Source organism: Rhizobium sp. T1470 (assembly GCF_042140505.1).
GTDB classification, from domain to species: Bacteria; Pseudomonadota; Alphaproteobacteria; order Rhizobiales; family Rhizobiaceae; genus Rhizobium; species Rhizobium favelukesii.
The window spans coordinates 706,830-733,450 of record NZ_CP148093.1; the positions used below are offsets into that span (position 1 = coordinate 706,830).

Annotated in this window: 4 protein-coding genes and 2 pseudogenes; 5 read left to right on the forward strand and 1 reads right to left on the reverse strand. The window is 64.5% G+C overall.

Going from position 1 to position 26,621, the window contains the following annotated elements; genetic code table 11:
- Positions 1-44: 44 nt before the first annotated feature.
- The 5 genes and pseudogenes from istA to WGT02_RS33335 all read left to right on the forward strand — a co-directional run bounded on the left by istA (position 45) and on the right by WGT02_RS33335 (position 3,681).
- On the forward strand, positions 45-1,574 hold the full coding sequence (gene istA / locus WGT02_RS33315) for an IS21 family transposase (RefSeq protein ID WP_208245675.1): 1,530 nt from the start codon (positions 45-47) through the stop codon (positions 1,572-1,574).
- Between the two features lie 11 nt (positions 1,575-1,585).
- On the forward strand, positions 1,586-2,323 hold the full coding sequence (gene istB, locus WGT02_RS33320) for an IS21-like element ISRel16 family helper ATPase IstB (protein ID WP_024317380.1): 738 nt from the start codon (positions 1,586-1,588) through the stop codon (positions 2,321-2,323).
- 124 nt (positions 2,324-2,447) lie between these two features.
- A pseudogene (locus WGT02_RS33325) lies at positions 2,448-2,873 on the forward strand (transposase); the annotation flags it as partial.
- Positions 2,874-2,938: 65 nt separating this feature from the next.
- Positions 2,939-3,355 (forward strand): annotated as a pseudogene (locus WGT02_RS33330) (DDE-type integrase/transposase/recombinase); the annotation flags it as partial.
- Positions 3,307-3,681 (forward strand): integrase core domain-containing protein, encoded by a 375-nt coding sequence (locus tag WGT02_RS33335; protein ID WP_375679858.1) that lies wholly within the window; start codon positions 3,307-3,309, stop codon positions 3,679-3,681. The pseudogene WGT02_RS33330 and the gene WGT02_RS33335, both read left to right, overlap by 49 nt.
- A gap of 65 nt (positions 3,682-3,746) precedes the next feature.
- On the opposite strand, the gene WGT02_RS33340 is transcribed toward WGT02_RS33335, so the two are convergent.
- Positions 3,747-26,159: a non-ribosomal peptide synthase/polyketide synthase gene (locus tag WGT02_RS33340; protein ID WP_375679860.1), complete on the reverse strand. Its 22,413-nt coding sequence runs from the start codon at positions 26,157-26,159 to the stop codon at positions 3,747-3,749.
- Positions 26,160-26,621 lie beyond the last annotated feature (462 nt).

The following is a 26,621-nucleotide window of genomic DNA, read 5'->3' on the forward strand; positions in this document are numbered from 1 at the left end:
GTTGCCTGAGAGGAAGGAACGCGATGCCAGCGGAGAGACTAAAGATGCGGCGTGTCCGCGAGATACTGAGATACAGATTTGAGGAAGGCCTTGGCCACAAGTCGATTGCGGTGCGCGTTGGTGCGGCGCCGTCGACGGTGCGTGAGACGCTGCGCCGTGTGGACATTGCTGGGCTTTCCTGGCCGTTGGGCGAGGACGTCAGCGATGCGATGTTGGAAGCGGCTCTCTACAAGGCTGCCGGCACGAAGACCGGTCATCGCCGCAGCGCTGAGCCGGATTGGGCAATTGTTCACCGGGAACTGAAGCGCAAGCATGTGACGCTGCAGATCCTCTGGGACGAGTATATCGGCCTTCATCCCGAGGGATATCGCTACAGCCGTTACTGTGATTTGTATCGCGGCTGGGCGCTGAAGCTGCCGGTGACAATGCGCCAAAACCATGCGGCCGGCGAAAAGCTGTTCGTCGATTATGCCGGCGACACGGTCACGGTGGTCGTCGACAGATTGTCGGGAAAGACGCGGCAAGCCCACCTGTTCGTCGCAGTGCTCGGCGCATCGAGCCTTTCATTTGCACATGCTCGCTGGAGCGAAACGTTGCCCGACTGGATCGAATGTCACCTGCTTGCGCTTGAGGCGTTCGGTGGCGCACCGGCGTTGCTGGTTCCCGACAACGCCAAGGTCGCCGTCATCAAGGCCTGCCATTTTGATCCGCAGGTCAATCGCACCTATGCCGGGATGGCGGCTCATTACGGAAGCGCTGTTCTTCCGGCACGACCGCGCCGGCCTCGGGACAAGGCGAAGGTCGAAGCCGCGGTTCGCATTGTCGAGCGCTGGCTGCTGGGTCGACTACGCCACCGCGTCTTTTACAGCCTTGCCGACGTGAATGCGGCGATTGCTGAATTGCTCGCTGATCTCAACGACAGGCGCGTCCTGCGTCGCGTCGGGCGCACGCGACGGCAATTGTTCGAAGAGCTGGATTATCCCGCCCTGCGTCCGCTGACTGTGGAACGATACGTCTTTGCGGAATGGAAGATACGCAGGGCCGGTCTCGATTATCATGTCGATATCGACAAGCACTATTACTCGGTGCCCTACCGCTTTGCGCGTGAGCAGGTCGAGGCCCGCATCACCGCCAATACCATCGAGATCTTCCACAAAGGTGAGCGGATTGCCGCCCACAGGCGTTCGAGTGGCAATGGCAAGCACACGACAACGCCCGAGCACATGCCGTCATCGCATCGCCGCTTTGCCGACTGGACGATCGAACGTATCAGCCGCGAAGCCTCCGCGATCGGCTCAGACGTTGCATTGCTCTGCGAGCGTATTCTTGCCGATCGACCGCATCCCGAACAGGGCTACAGAGCCTGTCTGGGCATTATCCGCCTCGTCAAAGCGTTTGAGCGCGAGAGGGTCAATGCAGCCTGCGGCCGGGCATTGGAAATCGGCGCTCGAACCTATGGCTCGGTGCGTTCCATTCTCGACAATCACCTTGACCGACCGTCGGCGTCATCAGGCGCATCATCACCCGAGCCGATCAACCACTCCAACATCCGCGGTCCCCGCTATTACCACTGAGGAGACGACATATGCTTGCACATCCCACCCTTGATAAATTGAATGCCATGGGCCTGACCGGCATGGCCAAGGCGTTCAACGAACTGCTGACCAACGGTGAGAGCGAACAACTCTCCCATGCCGAATGGCTCGGGCTACTGCTGGAGCGAGAATGGAGTTCGCGCCACGATCGCAAGCTTGCCGCCCGGCTGCGGTTTGCCAAGCTTCGCCATCATGCTGTGCCTGAGGATGTCGATTACCGCAGCGACCGCGGTCTCGATCGTGCGCTGTTCATGAAGCTGATCGGCGGCGACTGGATTGATGCCCACGACAACCTCGCGATTTGCGGGCCATCTGGCGTTGGCAAAAGCTGGTTAGCCTGTGCACTCGGGCACAAGGCCTGCCGCGACGATCGCTCAGTTCTTTATCAACGCGTGCCACGCTTGTTTGCCAATCTCGCTCTTGCCCACGGCGACGGCCGCTATGCAAGGCTGCAGCGAACCCTCGGCCACGTCCAGCTCTTGATCCTTGATGACTGGGGTCTGGAACCGCTCAATGAGCAGGCACGCCACGACCTCCTGGAGATCCTCGAAGATCGCTACGGACGCCGCTCGACGATTATCACCAGCCAGCTTCCGGTATCAGCCTGGCACGAGATCATCGGCAACCCAACCTACGCCGATGCCATCCTCGATCGCCTCGTTCACAACGCCCACCGCATCGACCTATCCGGCGAAAGCTTGCGGCGAAATCAGCGCCGGAAATCTTGACTCGTTACACGAATGAACTGACAACAATCACAGCCAGCAGGACCCCAGCCTCAAGGGGGCGAGATCATCCCGGAATCCGGGGGCGCAATCATCTCGGAACAAAGGGGCGGCTTCATCGGAATCGGCAAGCAAGCCGCTGTTCGATGACATGCACGAGTGGCTGAAACAGGAGCGCGCCACGCTCAGCAGATCCTCCGAGGTCATCGAGCCGATCGACTACATGCTGAAGCGATGGGATGGTTTTGCCGGTTTCCTGGAAGATGGCCGGATTTGTCTCACGAACAATGCCGCCGAGCGCGCGCTGAGAGGTATTGCCCTCGGGCGCCGCAACTGGACCTTCGCCGGTTCCCAGCGTGGGGCCGATCGTGCCGCCATCATGCTCACCTTCATCACGACCTGCCGTCTCAACGACGTCGACCCAAAGGCATGGCTCGCCGATGTGTTCGCACGCATCGCCGATCTTCCCGTCTCCCGCCTGCACGAACTGCTCCCGTGGACGTGGAAAAGGCTCCGTGAGGCCGAAAAGGCCCAGGATCAGTACATCGCCTGAGCGACAGCCTCACCATACATCAGCAAGTGCGCCTGCGCGCGAGCCAATTCCGCGGCCTTCCGCGTATGGATACCATCTACCGGCTCTATCGCGAGGAAGGTCTTTCCGTTCGCAAGCGAAAAGCCAGGCGGCGTGCGGTCGGCACGCGTGCGCCGATCCTGGTTGAAGCGAGGGCTAATGCCCGCTGGTCGTTGGATTTCGTCCACGACCAGTTCGCCTGCGGCAGACGCTTCCGCGTGCTCAACATTGTCGATGATGTGACACGCGAATGCCTGGCAGCGATCCCGGACACATCTATCTCCGGTCGACGTGTCGCCCGAGAACTGACGACGCTGATCGAACGGCGCGGCAAGCCAGGAATGATCGTCTCCGACAACGGCACCGAACTAACGTCGAATGCCATCCTCGCCTGGTCGAAAGATCACAAGGTCGAATGGCATTACATCGCCCCGGGAAAGCCGATGCAGAACGGCTATGTCGAGAGTTTCAACGGGCGCATGCGCGACGAGCTGCTCAACGAAAGCCTGTTCTTCGGCTCGATCATGCCCGAAGCGCCATTGCCGAATGGGCGGACGATTACAACCATTTCCGGCCGCACTCATCGCTCGGATACAAAACCCCGGCAGACTTTGCCGGGACCATCGCCGCACCGGCTCCAACGCTGCGCAAGATGAGAACTTCGCGTTTCCGCCGGTTGCTCACACCGCGCCACTTGGCGTATTCAAAACCGCCGGGGCCTAGTCGCCGCTGGATGAAAGTTCAGTGGCAGGTCACGCCCATCGCATTACACTCGAAGGCGATGGCATGAGGAAGCAAAAAGCAAACCTCACACTTGACTGACGCGCGAAACGCCGAAATCAATAACAAATGACATCAACCAGGCGAACGAAAGTCGATCCGACGAGACTGTACCTGTCCGGCGTTTACCGGACGATTCGAAGCTTTTGTTGTCAATGAGCGGTTTAAGGCCGTCGATAACTGTCGAGCCAGAGCTCGACGGTTTTCTGGAACATCCATCATCGTCATGTGGTCGCCTGGCACCGGTATGGTATGAATGGTCGCCTCACTTAAAACCCTGTCCCAACCCCGCATGGGCGAACTTGCCTCAGGACTCATTGAATTTCTCCGAGGTCGCGCCCGACGGCTGAGGAGAGGCTCGTTGGCATAGAACTGGTGGATCTCAACCGGTAGGGATGGAACTTTATACAAGTCCAGCGCCCTTTGGAACTGCGCAATCTTTTCATACATCAAAACGTCGTTGTGGAGATCACGATCGAGAGGCATCGCCCCAATTTGCTGTGCCTTTTCAAGCAGCTGGGCAATTGAACTTTGTCCAGCAAAGCGTTCCAATATTTCGAAGCGCTCATCATCTAAGGATTCAAATGAATTCAGCAGCACTTCTCGTACCTTTTGGGTGGGCGATATGCTTGATGGATTTGCGGGTAACGCAACATCGATGAGAGCGATGAATGATACAGCTTCATCGAGACTCAGCAAGTGCTGGGCAATTGCGTAAGCCAAGATTGCACCTGATGAGTATCCAGCAAAGCGGTATGGACCCCGTGGCTGGCTCTCTCTAATCGCCAGGATCACCTCCGCGGCTATTCCCTCTAGAGTTGGTGGACAAACTTGTTTGAAAGGCGGCCATGGCAGAGCGTAGATGGGACAGTCTACGTCCATTTCCTCCACCAAACTGAGGACATAGGAACAATCGCCCGAACCTGTGGGAACAAAGAAGAGCGGTGGTTGTGATCCGGTTGCCTGAACGGAAATCACTTCCGGAACGCTGGGCCGTCGCTGAAAATGAATCTTTGATGTGAGTTCCTTCAATATGGGGGCTTCGAAGAGATCGGCGGCGCTAAACTTCAGCCCAACGGCGAGCGTTCGACCGAGCAACTGCACCGCCAGGAGCGAATGGCCGCCGAGTTCGAAGAAGTGGTCGTGGCGGCCGATCCGCTCGATCCCGAGAAGCTCGGCCCAGATCCCGGCCAGCAGCGTCTCGATCTCGCCCTGCGGCGCCTCGTAGGCCCGACGCGCATAGGCATCGTCGTCGGGGACCGGCAGCGCCTTGCGGTCGAGCTTGCCGTTCGGCGTCAACGGCAGTGCTTCCAGCCGCACGAAGGCCGACGGCACCATATAGTCCGGCAGCAGGCCACCCAGATGCGCCCGCAACGACGCAGCAAGCCCGGCGCCATCGGCTTCGGCCGACCCGTCCGTCGTCCTCGCAACCACATAGGCGACAAGACGCTTGTCGCCGGCGCCATCCGCGTGCGCCACCACCACCGCCTCGCGCACCCAGGCGTGCTCGCAAAGCCGGGCGGCGATCTCGCCCGGCTCGATGCGGAAGCCGCGGATCTTCACCTGGTCGTCGTTGCGGCCGAGGAATTCCAGATTGCCGTCCGGCAGGTAGCGCGCCAGGTCGCCGGTCCGGTACATCCGCGCTCCTGGCTCACCTGGCTCATCACTGAACGGATCGGCCATAAACCGCTCCGCCGTCAGCTCGGGACGGTTCAGGTAGCCGCGCGCCACCCCCGCCCCGCCGATATAAAGCTCGCCCACCGCCCCGAACGGCACAGGCGCACCATGGCCGTTGAGCAGATAGATCCGCGTGTTCGCAATCGGACGGCCAATCGGGAGGCGGCGGGATGTCGCATTAGTCGCGGTGATCTCGCAGACTGTCGCAAAGGTCGTCGTTTCGGTCGGACCGTAGCAGTGCAAGAGATGCTGTGGTCCGTTCTGCTTCAAAACCCGAGCTACTGCTGCCACATCAACCGCATCGCCGCCGACCAATAGCAATCGCAAACTCGCCAGCACCGGATCTAAATCATAAGCGCTCTGGCTGAACAACCCGGCTGTCAAATGCAGGACCGTAATGCGGTGCTGCTGAACTAGACTGCGCAGAACCTCTGGCTGCAGCACATCCGTGTAGGGAATTACAATCAGGCTTGAACCGCATAGCAGCGGTGCCCACACTTCCAGGGTACTGATATCAAACGCGGGATTGCCCACCCACGCCACACGATCACTCGAGCTGAACTGCGCATAGCCATTGTTGATGACGAGCCGGTTGACGGCACGATGAGGCACAACAACCCCCTTGGGAAGGCCGGTCGAGCCGGACGTGTACATCACGTAAGCGGCAGCCTCGGCGCTCAATGCCAGGCCAAGATCGGCACTGGATCCGGTTCCAGCTATCAGCGGCTCAATGGGCAAAACAGGGATCGTCGCCTCGACCAGATCCCCATCGTCACTCCCGCTAAGCACCAAGCGTGCAGCACAGTCGGCAATCAGCCATTCTTGTCGCGCAGATGGAAGAGCGCGATCGATCGGCACATACACTCCCCCCGCCTTCAAGATCGCCAGCTGCGCCACCACAAGAGAGACGGAGCGGTCCAGCATTGTCGCAAGGCTATCACCGGGCTTGACCCCGAGCCCGATCAGATGATGGGCCAGCCGGTTGGCCCGCGCATTGAGCTCGCCATAGCTCACCCGCTCGTCATCATGGACCACCGCCACCGCCTCCGGCGCCTGCCGCACCTGCGCCTCGAAGAGCTCGTGGATGCACAGATCCGGCGGGTAAGGTGCCGCCGTCCGGTTCAGATCCTCCAGCAGGTAGGTGCGCTCGTCGGCCGGCAGGATATCCAGCTCGCGCACCGGCCTATCGGGGGCATATTCCAGTGCGTCGGCCAGTTGCTCGAGCGCCCGCTGCATGTAGCCGCAGACCCGATCCGCAGAGATCGGCTCGGCCACCTGCGCCGTCAGGCCGAGCGCCTCGCCAAAATCCTCCACCGACAGGCTCAGCGGATAGTTGGTGCGTTCCTCCGCGCCCAGCCATTCCACCCCCGCCAGCCCATCATCCGGTCCGGAACCCGACATGGCCGCCGGCGTGTTGTGGCGGTAGTTCAACAGCGCGCTGAACAGCGGCGCCGGCGGCGCAACGCCGCTGCAGCGTTGCGCCAAGGCCAGCGAGGCATGCTCGTGTGAGAGCAATTCGGCCAGACGGGCGTGGGCGATACGCAGACTTTCCTCAACTCCAGTCCCGTCCAGGTCGAGCCGGATGGGCAAGGTGTTGATGAACAAGCCCATGGCACGGTCGGCGCCGGCACCGGCATGCATGCGGCCGAACAGCACCGTGCCGAACACCACCTGCTCGCGGCCGCTGCTCAGCGCCACCACCTGGGCCCAGGCCAGATGGCAAAGGCTGGCCAGGCTCACCCCCAGCCGCCGCGCCTGTTGCCGCAGCCGCTCGTTGAGCGCCTGCGGCAACATCCGATGCGCCTCGCCAACCCCGCTGCCGTCGCCATGCACTTGGCTTAGCCCGAACGGCAGGGTCGGCTCGTCGATGTCGGCCAGCATCGAGCGGAAGAACGCTTCATGCGCTTTGGCATCCATGCCAAGCCGCGCCTGCGCCACCAGATTGCGGAACGGCTGCGGCGCGGCAAGCTCATGCCCGCGTCCTTCCAGCACCGCCCGCACCTCGGCATGCATGATCTCCAGCGTCGTGTGATCGCCGATCAGATGGTGCTGCAGCTCCAACAGCAGCCAGCGTGTGCTGCCCGGCTCGCGGGCGATGACAATCCGCAACAACGGCGCCCGGCCAAGATCAATGCGATACTGACGCGGATCGAACCGGCGCTTCAGCTGCTCGGAACCGGGACCGCCATCCTCATCCAGCTCGACCTCGCGCACTTCCAGCGGCGCCTTGCGCCAGACCACCTGGGCCGGGCTTGACAGCCCCTCCCAGACAAAGGTCGTGCGCAGAATGTCGTGGCGGTCGACCACCTGTTGAACCGCAGCAAGATAGCGATCGAGCACACCCCGATCGGCAAACACCATCTGCGACACCAGCAGGTAGGGATCGCCGCGGCTGGCCAGCAGATGATGGAACAGGATGCCGTCCTGCAGCGGCGACAGGCCATAGATATCCTGGATATTGCCGACGCCGCCGGGCACCGTCGACACGATCCGGTCGATCTCCGGCTGGACCAGCTCGATCAGCGGCAGCATCTGCGGCGTGATCGCCGTGCTCTGTTCGCCGATCAGGTTGGCCGGCACCGCCACCTCCCGGTGGCTGCCAAGACTTGCGGCCAGATCGCAAAGCACCGGCTGGGCGAATAGGGTGCGCACCCCCACCCCCAGCGACAGCCGCCGCAGCCGCTCCATCAGCTGCACGGCCAACAATGAGTGGCCGCCGAGTTCGAAGAAGTTGTCGTGGCGCCCGACCCGCTCGATCCCGAGAAGCTCGGCCCAGATCGCGGCCAGCGCCGTCTCGATCTCGCCCTGCGGCGCCTCGTAGGCCCGACGCGCATAGGCGTCGTCGTCGGGGACCGGCAGCGCCTTGCGGTCGAGCTTGCCGTTCGCCGTCAACGGCAGTGCTTCCAACAGCACGAAGGCCGACGGCACCATGTAGTCCGGCAGCAGGCCACCCAGATGCGCCCGCAACGACGCAGCAAGCCCGGCGCCATCGGCTTCGGCCGACCCGTCCGTCGTCCTCGCAACCACATAGGCGACAAGACGCTTGTCGCCGGCGCCATTCGCGTGCGCCACCACCACCGCCTCGCGCACCCAGGCGTGCTCGCAAAGCCGGGCGGCGATCTCGCCAGGCTCGATGCGGAAGCCGCGGATCTTCACCTGCTCGTCGTTGCGGCCCAGAAACTCGAGATTGCCGTCCGGCAGGTAGCGCGCCAGGTCGCCGGTCCGGTACATCCGCGCTCCTGGCTCACCTGGCTCATCACTGAACGGATCGGCCATAAACCGCTCCGCCGTCAGCTCCGGACGGTTCAGGTAGCCGCGCGCCACCCCCGCCCCGCCGATGTAGAGCTCGCCCACCGCCCCGAACGGCACAGGCGCGCCATGGCCGTCGAGCAGATACACCCGCGTGTTCGCAATCGGACGCCCAATCGGGACGATTGATCCATCAAAATCATCGGGACAACTCCACGCTGTAACGTCGATGGCAGCTTCCGTGGGACCGTATAGATTGTGCAGGCCACTCCAAGGCAATACGCGCCGAACCTTGTGCACGCTGTCGGCAGGAAGCGCCTCGCCACTGCACAGGAGGCGCTGCAGCGATGTGCAGCGATCAACACCCTTGGCGTCCATAAAGCTGATCAGCATGGATGGTACAAAGTGTGCAGTGGTGATGCGTTGGCTAATTATCAAGTTTACAAGCGCATCGGGGTCTTTATGTGCATCAGGCTGCGCCAGCACCAGGGTCGCTCCTTCAAGCAATGTCCAGAAGAACTCCCAGGCCGAGACATCGAAGCCAAATGACGTCTTCTGCAAGACGACATCAGTTGCCTTGAGCGCGTAGGCTTTTTGCATCCAGGTCAGGCGGTTGATAATAGCCCGATGCTCATTCTGTGCTCCTTTGGGGGTTCCGGTCGAGCCTGAGGTGTAGATCACATAGGCGAGATGGCGGGCGGTCAGGCCCAGCGCCCGCGGCTCGGGATCGGAGGCCGGCTGCTCCGCCCAGGCCGGGGTGGCCGTCTCCAGATCGACCACCGTCACATCGGCCAGCGCCTCGGCGCCGAGCGCAGATTGTCCGGCCGCATCGGCCAGCAGCAGTCGCGGCGCCGCATCGTCGAGCACCTGCCGCAGCCGTTCGCTGGGATAGGTCGGATCGAGCGGCAGATAGGCGCCGCCGGCCTTGAGGATCGCCAGCAGCCCCACCACCATCGCCGGGCTGCGCTCGACGCAGATCGCCACCGGCTGATCCGGCTTGACCCCGAGCCCGATCAGATGATGCGCCAGCCGGTTGGCCCGCGCATTGAGCGCGCCATAGCTCAGCCGCTCGTCCTCATAGACCAGCGCCACCGCCTCCGGCGCCTGCCGCACCTGCTGTTCGAACAGCTGATGGATGCAAAGATCCGACGGATAGTCCGCTTCCGTCCGGTTCAGATCCTCCAGCAGATAGGTGCGCTCGTGGGCCGGCAGGATGTCGAGCTCGCGCACCGGCCTATTGGGGGCATGTTCCAGTGCCTCGGCCAGTTGCTCGAGCGCCCGCTGCATGTAGCCGCAGACCCGATCCGCAGAGACAGGCTCGGCCACCTGCGCCGTCAGCCCGAGCGCCTCGCCAAAATCCTCCACTGACAGGCTCAGCGGGTAGTTGGTCCGTTCCTCCGCGCCCAGCCATTCCACCCCCGCCAGCCCATCCTCCGCTCCGGAGCCGGCCAGGGCCGCCGGCGTGTTGTGGCGGTAGTTCAGCAGCGCGCTGAACAGCGGCGCCGGCGGCGCAACGCCGCTGCAGCGTTGCGCCTGCGCCAGCGAGGCATGCTCGTGTGCCAGCAGCTCGGAAAGCCGCGCATGCGTAGCCCGCACGCTCGCCTCGGCCCCGGTGCCGTCCAGGTCGAGCCGGATGGGCAAGGTGTTGATGAACAGCCCCATGGCACGGTCGGCGCCGGCACCGGCATGCATGCGGCCGAACAGCACCGTGCCGAACACCACCTGCTCGCGGCCGCTGCTCAGCGCCACCACCTGGGCCCAGGCCAGATGGCAAAGGCTGGCCAGGCTCACCCCCAGCCGCCGCGCCTGTTGCCGCAGCCGCTCGTTGAGCGCCTGCGGCAGCATCCGATGCGCCTCGCCAACCCCGCTGCCGTCGCCATGCACTTGGCTTAGCCCGAACGGCAGGGTCGGCTCGTCGATGTCGGCCAGCATCGAGCGGAAGAACGCTTCATGCGCTTTGGCATCCATGCCAAGCCGCGCCTGCGCCACCAGATTGCGGAACGGCTGCGGCGCGGCAAGCTCATGCCCGCGTCCTTCCAGCACCGCCCGCACCTCGGCATGCATGATCTCCAGCGTCGTGTGATCGCCGATCAGATGGTGCTGCAGCTCCAACAGCAGCCAGCGTGTGCTGCCCGGCTCGCGGGCGATGACAATCCGCAACAACGGCGCCCGGCCAAGATCAATGCGATACTGACGCGGATCGAACCGGCGCTTCAGCTGCTCGGAACCGGGACCGCCATCCTCATCCAGCTCGACCTCGCGCACTTCCAGCGGCGCCTTGCGCCAGACCACCTGGGCCGGGCTTGACAGCCCCTCCCAGACAAAGGTCGTGCGCAGAATGTCGTGGCGGTCGACCACCTGTTGAACCGCAGCAAGATAGCGATCGAGCACACCCCGATCGGCAAACACCATCTGCGACACCAGCAGGTAGGGATCGCCGCGGCTGGCCAACAGATGATGGAACAGGATGCCGTCCTGCAGCGGCGACAGGCCATAGATATCCTGGATATTGCCGACGCCGCCGGGCACCGTCGACACGATCCGGTCGATCTCCGGCTGGACCAGCTCGATCAGCGGCAGCATCTGCGGCGTGATCGCCGTGCTCTGTTCGCCGATCAGGTTGGCCGGCACCGCCACCTCCCGGTGGCTGCCAAGACTTGCGGCCAGATCGCAAAGCACCGGCTGGGCGAACAGGGTGCGCACCTCCACCCCCAGCGACAGCCGCCGCAGCCGCTCCATCAGCTGCACGGCCAACAATGAGTGGCCGCCGAGTTCGAAGAAGTTGTCGTGGCGCCCGACCCGCTCGACGCCGAGAAGCTCGGCCCAGATCCCGGCCAGCAGCGTCTCGATCTCGCCCTGCGGCGCCTCGTAGGCCCGACGCGCATAGGCATCGTCGTCGGGGACCGGCAGCGCCTTGCGATCGAGCTTGCCGTTCGGCGTCAACGGCAGTGCTTCCAGCCGCACGAAGGCCGACGGCACCATATAGTCCGGCAGCAGGCCACCCAGATGCGCCCGCAACGACGCAGCAAGCCCGGCGCCATCGGCTTCGGCCGACCCGTCCGTCGTCCTCGCAACCACATAGGCGACAAGACGCTTGTCGCCGGCGCCATCCGCGTGCGCCACCACCACCGCCTCGCGCACCCAGGCGTGCTCGCAAAGCCGGGCGGCGATCTCGCCCGGCTCGATGCGGAAGCCGCGGATCGTCACCTGCTCGTCGTTGCGGCCCAGAAACTCGAGATTGCCGTCCGGCAGGTAGCGCGCCAGGTCGCCGGTCCGGTACATCCGGGCACCCGCCTTGCCGCTGAACGGATCCGCCAGGAACCGCTCCGCCGTCAGATCCGGACGGTTCAGGTAGCCGCGCGCCACCCCCGCCCCGCCGATGTAGAGCTCGCCCACCGCCCCGAACGGCACAGGCGCGCCATGGCCGTCGAGCAGATACACCCGCGTGTTCGCAATCGGACGGCCGATATGTGGCACAGCGTCACTGAAGAGCTGTCCCGACGTTGCCACCACAGTAACTTCCGTAGGACCATAGTTGTTTATTAACTTGAGAGGCGACGGTAGCCGGGAAGGCACACGCTGCAGACGATCACCGCCAATAAGCAAGTACTCCAACAAGGGAGTTACCAGCTCGCCTTCCAATGCCGTTGCAGCCAGCGGCGTGACCAAAAAGGCGGCGTCCAGTGGTTGATCACGCCACCATTGCAGGAGAAGCAGAGGATCTCCTGCTGCCGCTCTGGGTGGGAGCAGCAATGTGCTGCGATTGTATAATGCAGACCATAACTCCCAAGCGCTGGCATCGAATGCCACTCCAGCCGTGAGTGTGCAGCAGGTTTCTGGTTGCGGACAAAATGTTTGCACATGCCATGCTGTGAGATTGACCAGGCTTTGATGCTCGACCATGACGCCCTTCGGCGTTCCGGTCGAGCCTGAGGTGTAGATCACATAGGCGAGATGGCGGGCGGTCAGGCCCAGCGCCCGCGGCTCGGGATCGGAGGCCGGCTGCTCCGCCCAGGCCGGGGTGGCCGTCTCCAGATCGACCACCGTCACATCGGCCAGCGCCTCGGCGCCGAGCGCAGATTGTCCGGCCGCATCGGCCAGCAGCAGTCGCGGCGCCGCATCGTCGAGCACCTGCCGCAGCCGCGTCGACGGATAGGCCGGATCGAGCGGCACATAGGCGCCGCCGGCCTTGAGGATCGCCAGCAGTCCCACCACCATGGCCGGGCTGCGCTCGACGCAGATCGCCACCGGCTGATCCGGCTTGACCCCGAGCCCGATCAGATGATGGGCCAGCCGGTTGGCCCGCGCATTGAGCGCGCCATAGCTCAGCCGCTCGTCCTCATAGACCAGCGCCACCGCGTCGGGCGCCCGGCGCACCTGCGCCTCGAACAGCTCATGCACGCAAAGATCCGACGGATAGTCCGCTTCCGTCCGGTTCAACTCCTCCAGCAGGTAGGTCCGCTCGGCAGAGGACAGCAGCTCGATGCGACCGACCGGCTGTCCGGCATCGGCAACCATCGCCCGCAGCAGCGCCAACAGATAGCCACGCTGCCGCTCGATCGTCGCCCGGTCGAACAACGCCGTCGCATAACCCAGAGTCCCGGCGATGACCTCGCCCTGCTCTCCCAGGTTCAGTTCCAGATCGAACTTGACCTGTTCGAACTCCTCGCCCGCAGCCCCCACGCTCAACCCGGCTAGATCGAGCGACTCAACGGTGTTGTTCTGCCAGGCCAGCATCACCTGAAACAACGGCGTGTGATCAAGATGCCTAGGTGGCTGGACGATGTCGACGACCTGCTCGAACGGCAGGTCCTGATGCTCCTGTGCAGTCAAGGCTGCGCGCCGCGTCCGCTCCAGGAGATCGGACACGCTCGGCTCGCCCGACAGGTCGATCCGAAGCGCCAGGGTGTTGACGAAGAAGCCGATCAGCTCTTCGATCTCGCGCCGGCAGCGATTGGCGCTCGGCACGCCGATGACAAGGTCGTCCTGCCCCGACAGACGCGACAGCACCGCTGCCCAGGCCGCCAGCATCGTCATGAACAACGTCGTGCCATGCTGCCGGCTCAGCCGCTTCAAGCCGCGCGTCAGATCCGCATCGATGACGACCGGCACGCTCGCGCCGGCAAACGACTGCTGCGCCGGCCGCGGCCAGTCCGTCGGCAGCGCAAGACGGGCCGGCGCGCCATACAGGGTGTCGCGCCAATATTGCGCCTGGGTCTGCAGCCGTTCCCCCGACAGCCATTGTCGTTGCCAGGCGGCATAATCCGAGTACTGGATCGCCAGCGGCGGCAACGGATCGTCGCGCCCGGCCTCAAACGCCCGGTAAAGACTGCTCAGCTCACGCACCAGCACGCCCATCGACCAGCCGTCCGAGACGATGTGATGCTGCGTCAGCAGGAAGACATGGTCGTCATCCGACATCCGGATCAGCCGCCCGCGGATCAGCGGCCCACGCGCCAGATCGAACGGCGTGTGCGCCTCTTCATGGCACAGATCCGAAAGCGCGGCTTGCGCATCCGGCCTGTCCCGCAGATCGTGCTCGACCACCGGCAGTCCCGCATCCGGCGGCAGAACCTCAACCCGGGGCTTGCCCTGCGGTGCGACAAAGACACTGCGCAGCGCCTCGTGACGGGCAAACAAGTGGTCGAGGCTGCGCTGCCAGGCGCTGCGGTTGAGCGCCCCCCGCAGCCGCCACCCCAGCGGCATGTGATAGTTCGTGCCGCCTTCGTCCAGCTGCGCCAAAAACCATAGCCGCTGCTGCGCAAACGACAGCACAAGCGGCTCGTGACGCGATACGGCCGCAATCGCCGGCAGGTCATGCGGACCGGCGCGGCTCAACAGCTCGACGATGCTTGCCGCCAGATCGGAAAGCACCGGCTTGGCAAACAGCGTCGCCAGCGGCAGTTCCACACCAACGGCCTGCGACAGCCGGCTCAACAGTTGCACCGCCAGCAGCGAGTGGCCGCCGAGTTCGAAGAAGTTGTCGTGGCGGCCGATCCGCTCGATCCCGAGAAGCTCGGCCCAGATCGCGGCCAGCGCCGTCTCGACCGCGCCGCGCGGTGCCTCATAACCCGCTCGCGCATAGGCGTCGTCGTCCGGCGCCGGCAGCGCCTTGCGATCGAGCTTGCCGTTCGCCGTCAACGGCAGTGCTTCCAGCCGCACGAAGGCCGACGGCACCATATAGTCCGGCAGTCGCCCGCTCACATACGCGCGCAAGGCGCCGGCAAGCCCGCTTCCGTCATCTTCGTCGTCCGATACCGTCTCGGGTCCACAGACCACATAGGCGACAAGCCGCTTGTCGCCGGCGCCATCCTCGTGCGCCACCATCACCGCCTCGCGCACCCAGGCGTGCTCGCAAAGCCGGGCGGCGATCTCGCCAGGCTCGATGCGGAAGCCACGGATCTTCACCTGGTCGTCGTTGCGGCCGAGGAATTCCAGATTGCCGTCCGGCAGGTAGCGCGCCAGGTCGCCGCTCCGGTACATCCGGGCACCTGGCTCACCTGGCTCATCACTGAACGGATCGGCCATAAACCGCTCCGCCGTCAGATCCGGACGGTTCAGGTAGCCGCGCGCCACCCCCGCCCCGCCGATGTAAAGCTCGCCCACCGCCCCGAACGGCACAGGCGCACCATGGCCGTCGAGCAGATACACCCGCGTGTTCGCAATCGGACGGCCGATCGGGACGTTGTGATGGAGCTCACCAATGCTCGTTTCAATAGGAAAACTGGACGACCAGATCGTTGTTTCGGTCGGACCGTAGAGATTCCTTAGAGACCTCGCTCCTCTGTTAAGACGTGACGCCAGATTTGCAGGTAATGCTTCGCCTCCACACAACACACTTACGTCCGGTGTTCCTTGCCAGCCGGCATCTAATAGCATGCGCCACGTCGCCGGAGTGGCCTGCATCATAGAAATCTTGTGATGGACCAGAAGTTGCTGCAACGCCACAGCATCCGGAGCATCCTTACGGTTGGCAAGGACGACTGTGCCTCCCGCGCCCAATGGAAGATATAACTCCATCCCCGCGATATCAAACGAGATGGTTGTGATCGCTAGGAGTACATCCCGTTCAGAGATCCTCGCGATATCCGAAAAAGCATATAGGAAATTCAGTACGCTCGCATGCTCGACCATGACGCCCTTCGGCGTGCCGGTGGATCCCGATGTGTAGATGACATAGGCGAGATTGTGGGATGTCAGGCCCAGCGCCCGCGGCTCGGGATCGGAGGCCGGCAGCTCCGCCCAGGCGGGCGTGGCCGCATCGAGATCGACCACGCTCAGATCGGCGATTGCCTCGGCGCCCAACGCCGCGCGGCCGGCCGCATCGGCCAGCAGCAGTCGCGGCGCCGCATCGTCGAGCACCTGCCGCAGCCGTTCGCTGGGATAGGTCGGATCGAGCGGCAGATAGGCGCCGCCGGCCTTGAGGATCGCCAGCAGCCCCACCACCATCGCCGGGCTGCGCTCCAGACAGATCGCCACCGGCTGATCCGGCTTGACGCCGAGCCCGATCAGATGATGCGCCAGCAGGTTGGCCCGCGCATTGAGCGCGCCATAGCTCAGCCGCTCGTCCTCATAGACCAGCGCCACCGCGTCGGGCGCCCGGCGCACCTGCGCCTCGAACAGCTCATGCACGCAAAGATCCGACGGGTAAGGTGCCGCCGTCCGGTTCAGATCCTCCAGCAGGTAGGTGCGCTCGTCGGCCGGCAGGATATCCAGCTCGCGCACCGGCCTATCGGGGGCATATTCCAGTGCGTCGGCCAGTTGCTCGAGCGCCCGCTGCATGTAGCCGCAGACCCGATCCGCAGAGATCGGCTCGGCCACCTGCGCCGTCAGGCCGAGCGCCTCGCCAAAATCCTCCACCGACAGGCTCAGCGGATAGTTGGTGCGTTCCTCCGCGCCCAGCCATTCCACCCCCGCCAGCCCATCATCCGGTCCGGAACCCGACATGGCCGCCGGCGTGTTGTGGCGGTAGTTCAACAGCGCGCTGAACAGCGGCGCCGGCGGCGCAACGCCGCTGCAGCGTTGCGCCAAGGCCAGCGAGGCATGCTCGTGTGAGAGCAATTCGGCCAGACGGGCGTGGGCGATACGCAGACTTTCCTCAACTCCAGTCCCGTCCAGGTCGAGCCGGATGGGCAAGGTGTTGATGAACAAGCCCATGGCACGGTCGGCGCCGGCACCGGCATGCATGCGGCCGAACAGCACCGTGCCGAACACCACCTGCTCGCGGCCGCTGCTCAGCGCCACCACCTGGGCCCAGGCCAGATGGCAAAGGCTGGCCAGGCTCACCCCCAGCCGCCGCGCCTGTTGCCGCAGCCGCTCGTTGAGCGCCTGCGGCAACATCCGATGCGCCTCGCCAACCCCGCTGCCGTCGCCATGCACTTGGCTTAGCCCGAACGGCAGGGTCGGCTCGTCGATGTCGGCCAGCATCGAGCGGAAGAACGCTTCATGCGCTTTGGCATCCATGCCAAGCCGCGCCTGCGCCACCAGATTGCGGAACGGCTGCGGCGCGGCAAGCTCATGCCCGCGTCCTTCCAGCACCGCCCGCACCTCGGCATGCATGATCTCCAGCGTCGTGTGATCGCCGATCAGATGGTGCTGCAGCTCCAACAGCAGCCAGCGTGTGCTGCCCGGCTCGCGGGCGATGACAATCCGCAACAACGGCGCCCGGCCAAGATCAATGCGATACTGACGCGGATCGAACCGGCGCTTCAGCTGCTCGGAACCGGGACCGCCATCCTCATCCAGCTCGACCTCGCGCACTTCCAGCGGCGCCTTGCGCCAGACCACCTGGGCCGGGCTTGACAGCCCCTCCCAGACAAAGGTCGTGCGCAGAATGTCGTGGCGGTCGACCACCTGTTGAACCGCAGCAAGATAGCGATCGAGCACACCCCGATCGGCAAACACCATCTGCGACACCAGCAGGTAGGGATCGCCGCGGCTGGCCAACAGATGATGGAACAGGATGCCGTCCTGCAGCGGCGACAGGCCATAGATATCCTGGATATTGCCGACGCCGCCGGGCACCGTCGACACGATCCGGTCGATCTCCGGCTGGACCAGCTCGATCAGCGGCAGCATCTGCGGCGTGATCGCCGTGCTCTGTTCGCCGATCAGGTTGGCCGGCACCGCCACCTCCCGGTGGCTGCCAAGACTTGCGGCCAGATCGCAAAGCACCGGCTGGGCGAATAGGGTGCGCACCCCCACCCCCAGCGACAGCCGCCGCAGCCGCTCCATCAGCTGCACGGCCAACAATGAGTGGCCGCCGAGTTCGAAGAAGTTGTCGTGGCGCCCGACCCGCTCGATCCCGAGAAGCTCGGCCCAGATCGCGGCCAGCGCCGTCTCGATCTCGCCCTGCGGCGCCTCGTAGGCCCGACGCGCATAGGCGTCGTCGTCGGGGACCGGCAGCGCCTTGCGGTCGAGCTTGCCGTTCGCCGTCAACGGCAGTGCTTCCAACAGCACGAAGGCCGACGGCACCATGTAGTCCGGCAGCAGGCCACCCAGATGCGCCCGCAACGACGCAGCAAGCCCGGCGCCATCGGCTTCGGCCGACCCGTCCGTCGTCCTCGCAACCACATAGGCGACAAGACGCTTGTCGCCGGCGCCATTCGCGTGCGCCACCACCACCGCCTCGCGCACCCAGGCGTGCTCGCAAAGCCGGGCGGCGATCTCGCCAGGCTCGATGCGGAAGCCGCGGATCTTCACCTGGTCGTCGTTGCGGCCGAGGAATTCCAGATTGCCGTCCGGCAGGTAGCGCGCCAGGTCGCCGCTCCGGTACATCCGGGCACCTGGCTCACCTGGCTCATCACTGAACGGATCGGCCATAAACCGCTCCGCCGTCAGATCCGGACGGTTCAGGTAGCCGCGCGCCACCCCCGCCCCGCCGATGTAAAGCTCCCCCACCGCCCCGAACGGCACAGGCGCACCATGGCCGTCGAGCAGATACACCCGCGTGTTCGCAATCGGACGGCCGATCGGGACGATTGATCCATCAAAATCATCGGGACAACTCCAAACCGTCGCGCAGACTGTTGCTTCGGTGGGGCCATAGGCGTTGGCAATGGATGCCGGGGCCAAACTTCGGATGAGTTCAGCGTTCGGCAGCTCTCCAGCAAGAATGAGAGTTTGCGACGCCAAACATTCCAGATGCCTGCTTGCCTGAAGCAAGGCTGGGGGTAGCGTCGCATGGCTGATGGCTTTGCTTCGCAGGTAATCCGATAGCTTATTACCCGCCTGACGGAGCTCATTCGCAGGCAAGTGCAATGCGGCGCCGGAGCCAAATGCCATGACAAGCTCCCAAGCACTTGCATCAAAACCAAAGGAGGCGAACTGCACGACATGGCTATTTGAACCAACGCCGAAAAGCCCGATCTGGGCCAGCCCGAGATTGACCAGGCTTTGATGCTCGACCATGACGCCCTTTGGCGTTCCTGTGGATCCGGAGGTGTAGATCACATAGGCGAGATGGCGGGATGTCAGGCCCAGCGCCCGCGGCTCGGGATCGGAGGCCGGCAGCTCCGCCCAGGTCGGGGTGGCCGTCTCCAGATCGACCACCGTCAGATCGGCCAGCGCCTCGGGGGCGAGCGCAGCGCGGCCGGCCGCATCGCAAAGCAGCAGCCGCGGCGCCGCATCGTCGAGCACCTGCCGCAGCCGCTCGCTGGGATAGGTCGGATCGAGCGGCAGATAGGCACCGCCGGCCTTGAGGATCGCCAGCAGCCCCACCACCATCGCCGGGCTGCGCTCGACGCAGATCGCCACCGGCTGATCCGGCTTGACACCGAGGTCGATCAGATGATGCGCCAGCCGGTTGGCCCGCGCATTGAGCGCGCCATAGCTCAGCCGCTCGTCCTCATAGACCAGCGCCACCGCCTCCGGCGCCTTTTGCACCTGCTGTTCGAACAGCTGATGGATGCACACTTCTGAGGGATAGGCCACCGCCGTCCGGTTCAGATCCTCCAGCAGGTAGGTCCGCTCGGCAGAGGACAGCAGCTCGATGCGACCGACCAGCTGCTCTGCATCGGCAACCATCGCCCGCAGCAGCGCCAACAGATAGCCACGCTGCCGCTCGATCGTCGCCCGGTCGAACAACGCCGTCGCATAACCCAGAGTCCCGGCGATGACCTCGCCCTGCTCTCCCAGGTTCAGTTCCAGATCGAACTTGACCTGATCGAACTCCTCGCCCGCAGCCCCCACGCTCAACCCGGCTAGATCGAGCGACTCAACGGTGTTGTTCTGCCAGGCCAACATCACCTGGAACAACGGCGTGTGATCAAGATGCCTGGGTGGCTGCACGATGTCGACGACCTGCTCGAACGGCAGGTCCTGATGCTCCTGTGCAGTCAAGGCTGTGCGCCGCGTCCGCTCCAGGAGATCGGACATGCTCGGCTCGCCCGACAGGTCGATCCGAAGCGCCAGGGTGTTGACGAAGAAGCCGATCAGCTCTTCGATCTCGCGCCGGCAGCGATTGGCGCTCGGCACGCCGATGACAAGGTCGTCCTGCCCCGACAGACGCGACAGCACCGCTGCCCAGGCCGCCAGCATCGTCATGAACAACGTCGTGCCATGCTGCCGGCTCAGCCGCTTCAAGCCGCGCGTCAGATCCGCATCGATGACGACCGGCACGCTCGCGCCGGCAAACGACTGCTGCGCCGGCCGCGGCCAGTCCGTCGGCAGCGCAAGACGGGCCGGCGCGCCATACAGGGTGTCGCGCCAATATTGCGCCTGGGTCTGCAGCCGTTCCCCCGACAGCCATTGTCGTTGCCAGGCGGCATAATCCGAGTACTGGATCGCCAGCGGCGGCAACGGATCGTCGCGCCCGGCCTCAAACGCCCGGTAAAGACTGCTCAGCTCACGCACCAGCACGCCCATCGACCAGCCGTCCGAGACGATGTGATGCTGCGTCAGCAGGAAGACATGGTCGTCATCCGACATCCGGATCAGCCGCCCGCGGATCAGCGGCCCACGCGCCAGATCGAACGGCGTGTGCGCCTCTTCATGGCACAGATCCGAAAGCGCGGCTTGCGCATCCGGCCTGTCCCGCAGATCGTGCTCGACCACCGGCAGTCCCGCATCCGGCGGCAGAACCTCAACCCGGGGCTTGCCCTGCGGTGCGACAAAGACACTGCGCAGCGCCTCGTGACGGGCAAACAAGTGGTCGAGGCTGCGCTGCCAGGCGCTGCGGTTGAGCGCCCCCCGCAGCCGCCACCCCAGCGGCATGTGATAGTTCGTGCCGCCTTCGTCCAGCTGCGCCAAAAACCATAGCCGCTGCTGCGCAAACGACAGCACAAGCGGCTCGTGACGCGATACGGCCGCAATCGCCGGCAGGTCATGCGGACCGGCGCGGCTCAACAGCTCGACGATGCTTGCCGCCAGATCGGAAAGCACCGGCTTGGCAAACAGCGTCGCCAGCGGCAGTTCCACACCAACGGCCTGCGACAGCCGGCTCAACAGTTGCACCGCCAGCAGCGAGTGGCCGCCGAGTTCGAAGAAGTTGTCGTGGCGGCCGATCCGCTCGATCCCGAGAAGCTCGGCCCAGATCGCGGCCAGCGCCGTCTCGACCGCGCCGCGCGGTGCCTCATAACCCGCTCGCGCATAGGCGTCGTCGTCCGGCGCCGGCAGCGCCTTGCGATCGAGCTTGCCGTTCGCCGTCAACGGCAGTGCTTCCAGCCGCACGAAGGCCGACGGCACCATATAGTCCGGCAGTCGCCCGCTCACATACGCGCGCAAGGCGCCGGCAAGCCCGCTTCCGTCATCTTCGTCGTCCGATACCGTCTCGGGTCCACAGACCACATAGGCGACAAGCCGCTTGTCGCCGGCGCCATCCTCGTGCGCCACCATCACCGCCTCGCGCACCCAGGCGTGCTCGCAAAGCCGGGCGGCGATCTCGCCAGGCTCGATGCGGAAGCCACGGATCTTCACCTGGTCGTCGTTGCGGCCGAGGAATTCCAGATTGCCGTCCGGCAGGTAGCGCGCCAGGTCGCCGCTCCGGTACATCCGGGCACCTGGCTCACCTGGCTCATCACTGAACGGATCGGCCATAAACCGCTCCGCCGTCAGATCCGGACGGTTCAGGTAGCCGCGCGCCACCCCCGCCCCGCCGATGTAAAGCTCGCCCACCGCCCCGAACGGCACAGGCGCACCATGGCCGTCGAGCAGATACACCCGCGTGTTCGCAATCGGACGGCCGATATGTGGCACAGCGTCACTGAAGAGCTGTCCCGACGTTGCCACCACAGTAACTTCCGTAGGACCATAGTTGTTTATTAACTTGAGAGGCGACGGTAGCCGGGAAGGCACACGCTGCAGACGATCACCGCCAATAAGCAAGTACTCCAACAAGGGAGTTACCAGCTCGCCTTCCAATGCCGTTGCAGCCAGCGGCGTGACCAAAAAGGCGGCGTCCAGTGGTTGATCACGCCACCATTGCAGGAGAAGCAGAGGATCTCCTGCTGCCGCTCTGGGTGGGAGCAGCAATGTGCTGCGATTGTATAATGCAGACCATAACTCCCAAGCGCTGGCATCGAATGCCACTCCAGCCGTGAGTGTGCAGCAGGTTTCTGGTTGCGGACAAAATGTTTGCACATGCCATGCTGTGAGATTGACCAGGCTTTGATGCTCGACCATGACGCCCTTCGGCGTTCCGGTCGAGCCTGAGGTGTAGATCACATAGGCGAGATGGCGGGCGGTCAGGCCCAGCGCCCGCGGCTCGGGATCGGAGGCCGGCTGCTCCGCCCAGGCCGGGGTGGCCGTCTCCAGATCGACCACCGTCACATCGGCCAGCGCCTCGGCGCCGAGCGCAGATTGTCCGGCCGCATCGGCCAGCAGCAGTCGCGGCGCCGCATCGTCGAGCACCTGCCGCAGCCGCGTCGACGGATAGGCCGGATCGAGCGGCACATAGGCGCCGCCGGCCTTGAGGATCGCCAGCAGTCCCACCACCATCGCCGGGCTGCGCTCCAGGCAGATCGCCACCGGCTGATCCGGCTTGACGCCGAGCCCGATCAGATGATGCGCCAGCCGGTTGGCCCGCGCATTGAGCGCGCCATAGGAGATCGACTGCTCTTCGAAGACCAGTGCGACCGCGTCGGGCGCCCGGCGCACCTGCTGTTCGAACAGCTGATGGATGCAAAGATCCGACGGATAAGTCGCCGCCGTCCGGTTCAGATCCTCCAGCAGATAGGTGCGCTCGTGGGCCGGCAGGATGTCGAGCTCGCGCACCGGCCTATTGGGGGCATGTTCCAGTGCCTCGGCCAGTTGCTCGAGCGCCCGCTGCATGTAGCCGCAGACCCGATCCGCAGAGACAGGCTCGGCCACCTGCGCCGTCAGCCCGAGCGCCTCGCCAAAATCATCCACCGACAGCGCCAGCGGATAGTTGGTGCGTTCCTCCTCCTCCAGCCATTCGATGCCAGACAGACCATCCTCCGCTCCGGAGCCGGCCAGGGCCGCCGGCGTGTTGTGGCGATAGTTCAACAGCGCGCTGAACAGCGGCGCCGGCGGCGCAACGCCGCTGCAGCGTTGCGCCAGTGCCAGCGAGGCATGCTCGTGTGCCAGCAGCTCGGAAAGCCGCGCATGCGTAGCCCGCACGCTCGCCTCGGCCCCGGTGCCGTCCAGGTCGAGCCGCACGGGCAGGGTGTTCATGAACAAGCCCATGGCACGGTCGGCGCCGGCACCGGCATGCATGCGGCCGAACAGCACCGTGCCGAACACCACCTGCTCGCGGCCGCTGCTCAGCGCCACCACCTGACCCCAGGCCAGATGGCAGAGGCTGGCCAGACTCACCCCCAGCCGCCGCGCCTGGTGGCGCAGCCGCTCGTTGAGCGCCTGCGGCAACATCCGATGCGCCTCGCCAACCCCGCTGCCGTCGCCATGCACTTGGCTTAGCCCGAACGGCAGGGTCGGCTCGTCGATGTCGGCCAGCATCGAGCGGAAGAACGCTTCATGCGCTTTGGCATCCATGCCAAGCCGCGCCTGCGCCACCAGATTGCGGAACGGCTGCGGTGCGGCAAGCTCATGCCCGCGTCCTTCCAGCACCGCCCGCACCTCGGCATGCATGATCTCCAGCGTCGTGTGATCGCCGATCAGATGGTGCTGCAGCTCCAACAGCAGCCAGCGTGTGCTGCCCGGCTCGCGGGCGATGACAATCCGCAACAACGGCGCCCGGCCAAGATCAATGCGATACTGACGCGGATCGAACCGGCGCTTCAACTGCTCGGAACCGGGACCGCCATCCTCATCCAGCTCGACCTCGCGCACTTCCAGCGGCGCCTTGCGCCAGACCACCTGGGCCGGGCTCGACAGCCCCTCCCAGACAAAGGTCGTGCGCAGAATGTCGTGGCGGTCGACCACCTGTTGAACCGCAGCAAGATAGCGATCGAGCACACCCCGATCGGCAAACACCATCTGCGACACCAGCAGGTAGGGATCGCCGCGGCTGGCCAACAGATGATGGAACAGGATGCCGTCCTGCAGCGGCGACAGGCCATAGATATCCTGGATATTGCCGACGCCGCCGGGCACCGTCGACACGATCCGGTCGATCTCCGGCTGGACCAGATCGATCAGCGGCAGCATCTGCGGCGTGATCGCCGTGCTCTGTTCGCCGATCAGGTTGGCCGGCACCGCCACCTCCTGATGGCTGCCAAGACTTGCGGCCAGATCGCAAAGCACCGGCTGGGCGAATAGGGTGCGCACCCCCACCCCCAGCGACAGCCGCCGCAGCCGCTCCATCAGCTGCACGGCCAACAATGAGTGGCCGCCGAGTTCGAAGAAGTGGTCGTGGCGGCCGATCCGCTCGATCCCGAGAAGCTCGGCCCAGATCCCGGCCAGCAGCGTCTCGATCTCGCCCTGCGGCGCCTCGTAGGCCCGACGCGCATAGGCATCGTCGTCGGGGACCGGCAGCGCCTTGCGGTCGAGCTTGCCGTTCGGCGTCAACGGCAGTGCTTCCAGCCGCACGAAGGCCGACGGCACCATATAGTCCGGCAGCAGGCCACCCAGATGCGCCCGCAACGACGCAGCAAGCCCGGCGCCATCGGCTTCGGCCGACCCGTCCGTCGTCCTCGCAACCACATAGGCGACAAGACGCTTGTCGCCGGCGCCATCCGCGTGCGCCACCACCACCGCCTCGCGCACCCAGGCGTGCTCGCAAAGCCGGGCGGCGATCTCGCCCGGCTCGATGCGGAAGCCGCGGATCTTCACCTGCTCGTCGTTGCGGCCGAGGAATTCCAGATTGCCGTCCGGCAGGTAGCGCGCCAGGTCGCCGCTCCGGTACATCCGGGCACCCGCCTTGCCGCTGAACGGATCCGCCAGGAACCGCTCCGCCGTCAGATCCGGACGGTTCAGGTAGCCGCGCGCCACCCCCGCCCCGCCGATGTAAAGCTCCCCCACCGCCCCGAACGGCACAGGCGCGCCATGGCCGTCGAGCAGATACACCCGCGTGTTCGCAATCGGACGCCCAATCGGGACAACTGGCGTGTTAAATCCAGTCGAATACACCCAGGCTGTCGCGTCAATCGTTGCCTCAGTAGGTCCATAGACGTTGACAAGTGCCCGCGGTGCGAATTGCAGCCATTTAGCGGCTTGCTCATTCTTGAGGAGCTCTCCGCCGCAGAATACGTATCGTAAACTATCGATTTCATTTTGTTCAACGTCAGTGACCATAAGCAATGCTGAAAGAAGCGACGGAACCAATTGCAGGATTGTTATTTGACACTTATTTATTAGATCGAAAATTGTTCGAGTATCTAATTGCCGCTCTAGAGGAAGAAGGGCTACACAGGCCCCAATCGACAAGGCTGCCCATAGCTCCCATACGGCGGCATCAAAAGAGGGGGATGTTCGCTGCAAGAAAATGTCATGGGCAGCAAACTGGAATCGATCCGCCTGCCAGGTTGTGTGATTGACCAAGCTTTGATGCTCGACCATGACGCCCTTCGGCGTTCCTGTGGATCCGGAGGTGTAGATCACATAGGCGAGATGGCGGGATGTCAGGCCCAGCGCCCGCGGCTCGGGATCGGAGGCCGGCAGCTCCGCCCAGGTCGGGGTGGCCGTCTCCAGATCGACCACCGTCAGATCGGCCAGCGCCTCGGGGGCGAGCGCAGCGCGGCCGGCCGCATCGCAAAGCAGCAGCCGCGGCGCCGCATCGTCGAGCACCTGCCGCAGCCGCTCGCTGGGATAGGTCGGATCGAGCGGCAGATAGGCGCCGCCGGCCTTGAGGATCGCCAGCAGCCCCACCACCATCGCCGGGCTGCGCTCCAGACAGATCGCCACCGGCTGATCCGGCTTGACACCGAGCCCGATCAGATGATGCGCCAGCCGGTTGGCGCGCGCATTGAGCGCGCCATAGCTCAGCCGCTCGTCCTCATAGACCAGCGCCACCGCCTCCGGCGCCTTTTGCACCTGCTGTTCGAACAGTTGATGGATGCACACCTCTGAGGGATAGGCCGCCGCCGTCCGGTTCAGATCCTCCAGCAGGTAGGTCCGCTCGGCAGACGACAGCAGCTCGATGCGACCGACCGGCTGTCCGGCATCGGCCATCGCACCACGCAACAGATTTTGCAGATGCTGCGTCATACGGTCGATCTGCTGGAGCGCTAATCGACTTGCATCAAAGTGCCATCGAACGCTCCCATCCAGAGCGCAAATCTCAAACGTCAGCAAATCGCCGCATAGGGCTGCCCCAGCACTTGGGCTCAACGCCAGATCACCAGGAGCAGAACAGCTGTCCCTCGTGATTGTGATGCCAATCGGCCAGGGCTGGCGCGATCGTAGCGCCTCTACACCTCGCAATGTCGGGCAGCGCGCGATAAGATCCCGCGCGAAGCTAGCGTGCTCCCTCAGCTGTGAGAGTTCGGCCGCCACCGTTTTGCGCACTTTTCTAAAACCCTGTGCAAGATCAATGGTAACTTCCATCGGCACGACAGAGGCGATTAGCACCTCCCCAGTTTTAGAGCCAGGTTGCGATCGATCCGATGCAGGCGTCCATCCCAGTTGAAGCTCTGTTTCTCCCGTGATGCGGGCGAGATAGATCAGCCA

What these genes read in the sequence shown, in the direction of transcription:
- istA (WP_208245675.1), top strand. Translation starts at nt 45, where the DNA reads ATGCGGCGTGTCCGCGAGATACTGAGATACAGATTTGAGGAAGGCCTT.
- WGT02_RS33335 (WP_375679858.1), top strand. Translation starts at nt 3,307, where the DNA reads ATGGCATTACATCGCCCCGGGAAAGCCGATGCAGAACGGCTATGTCGA.
- istB (WP_024317380.1), top strand. Translation starts at nt 1,586, where the DNA reads ATGCTTGCACATCCCACCCTTGATAAATTGAATGCCATGGGCCTGACC.
- WGT02_RS33340 (WP_375679860.1), bottom strand. Translation starts at nt 26,159, where the DNA reads ATGACGCAGCATCTGCAAAATCTGTTGCGTGGTGCGATGGCCGATGCC.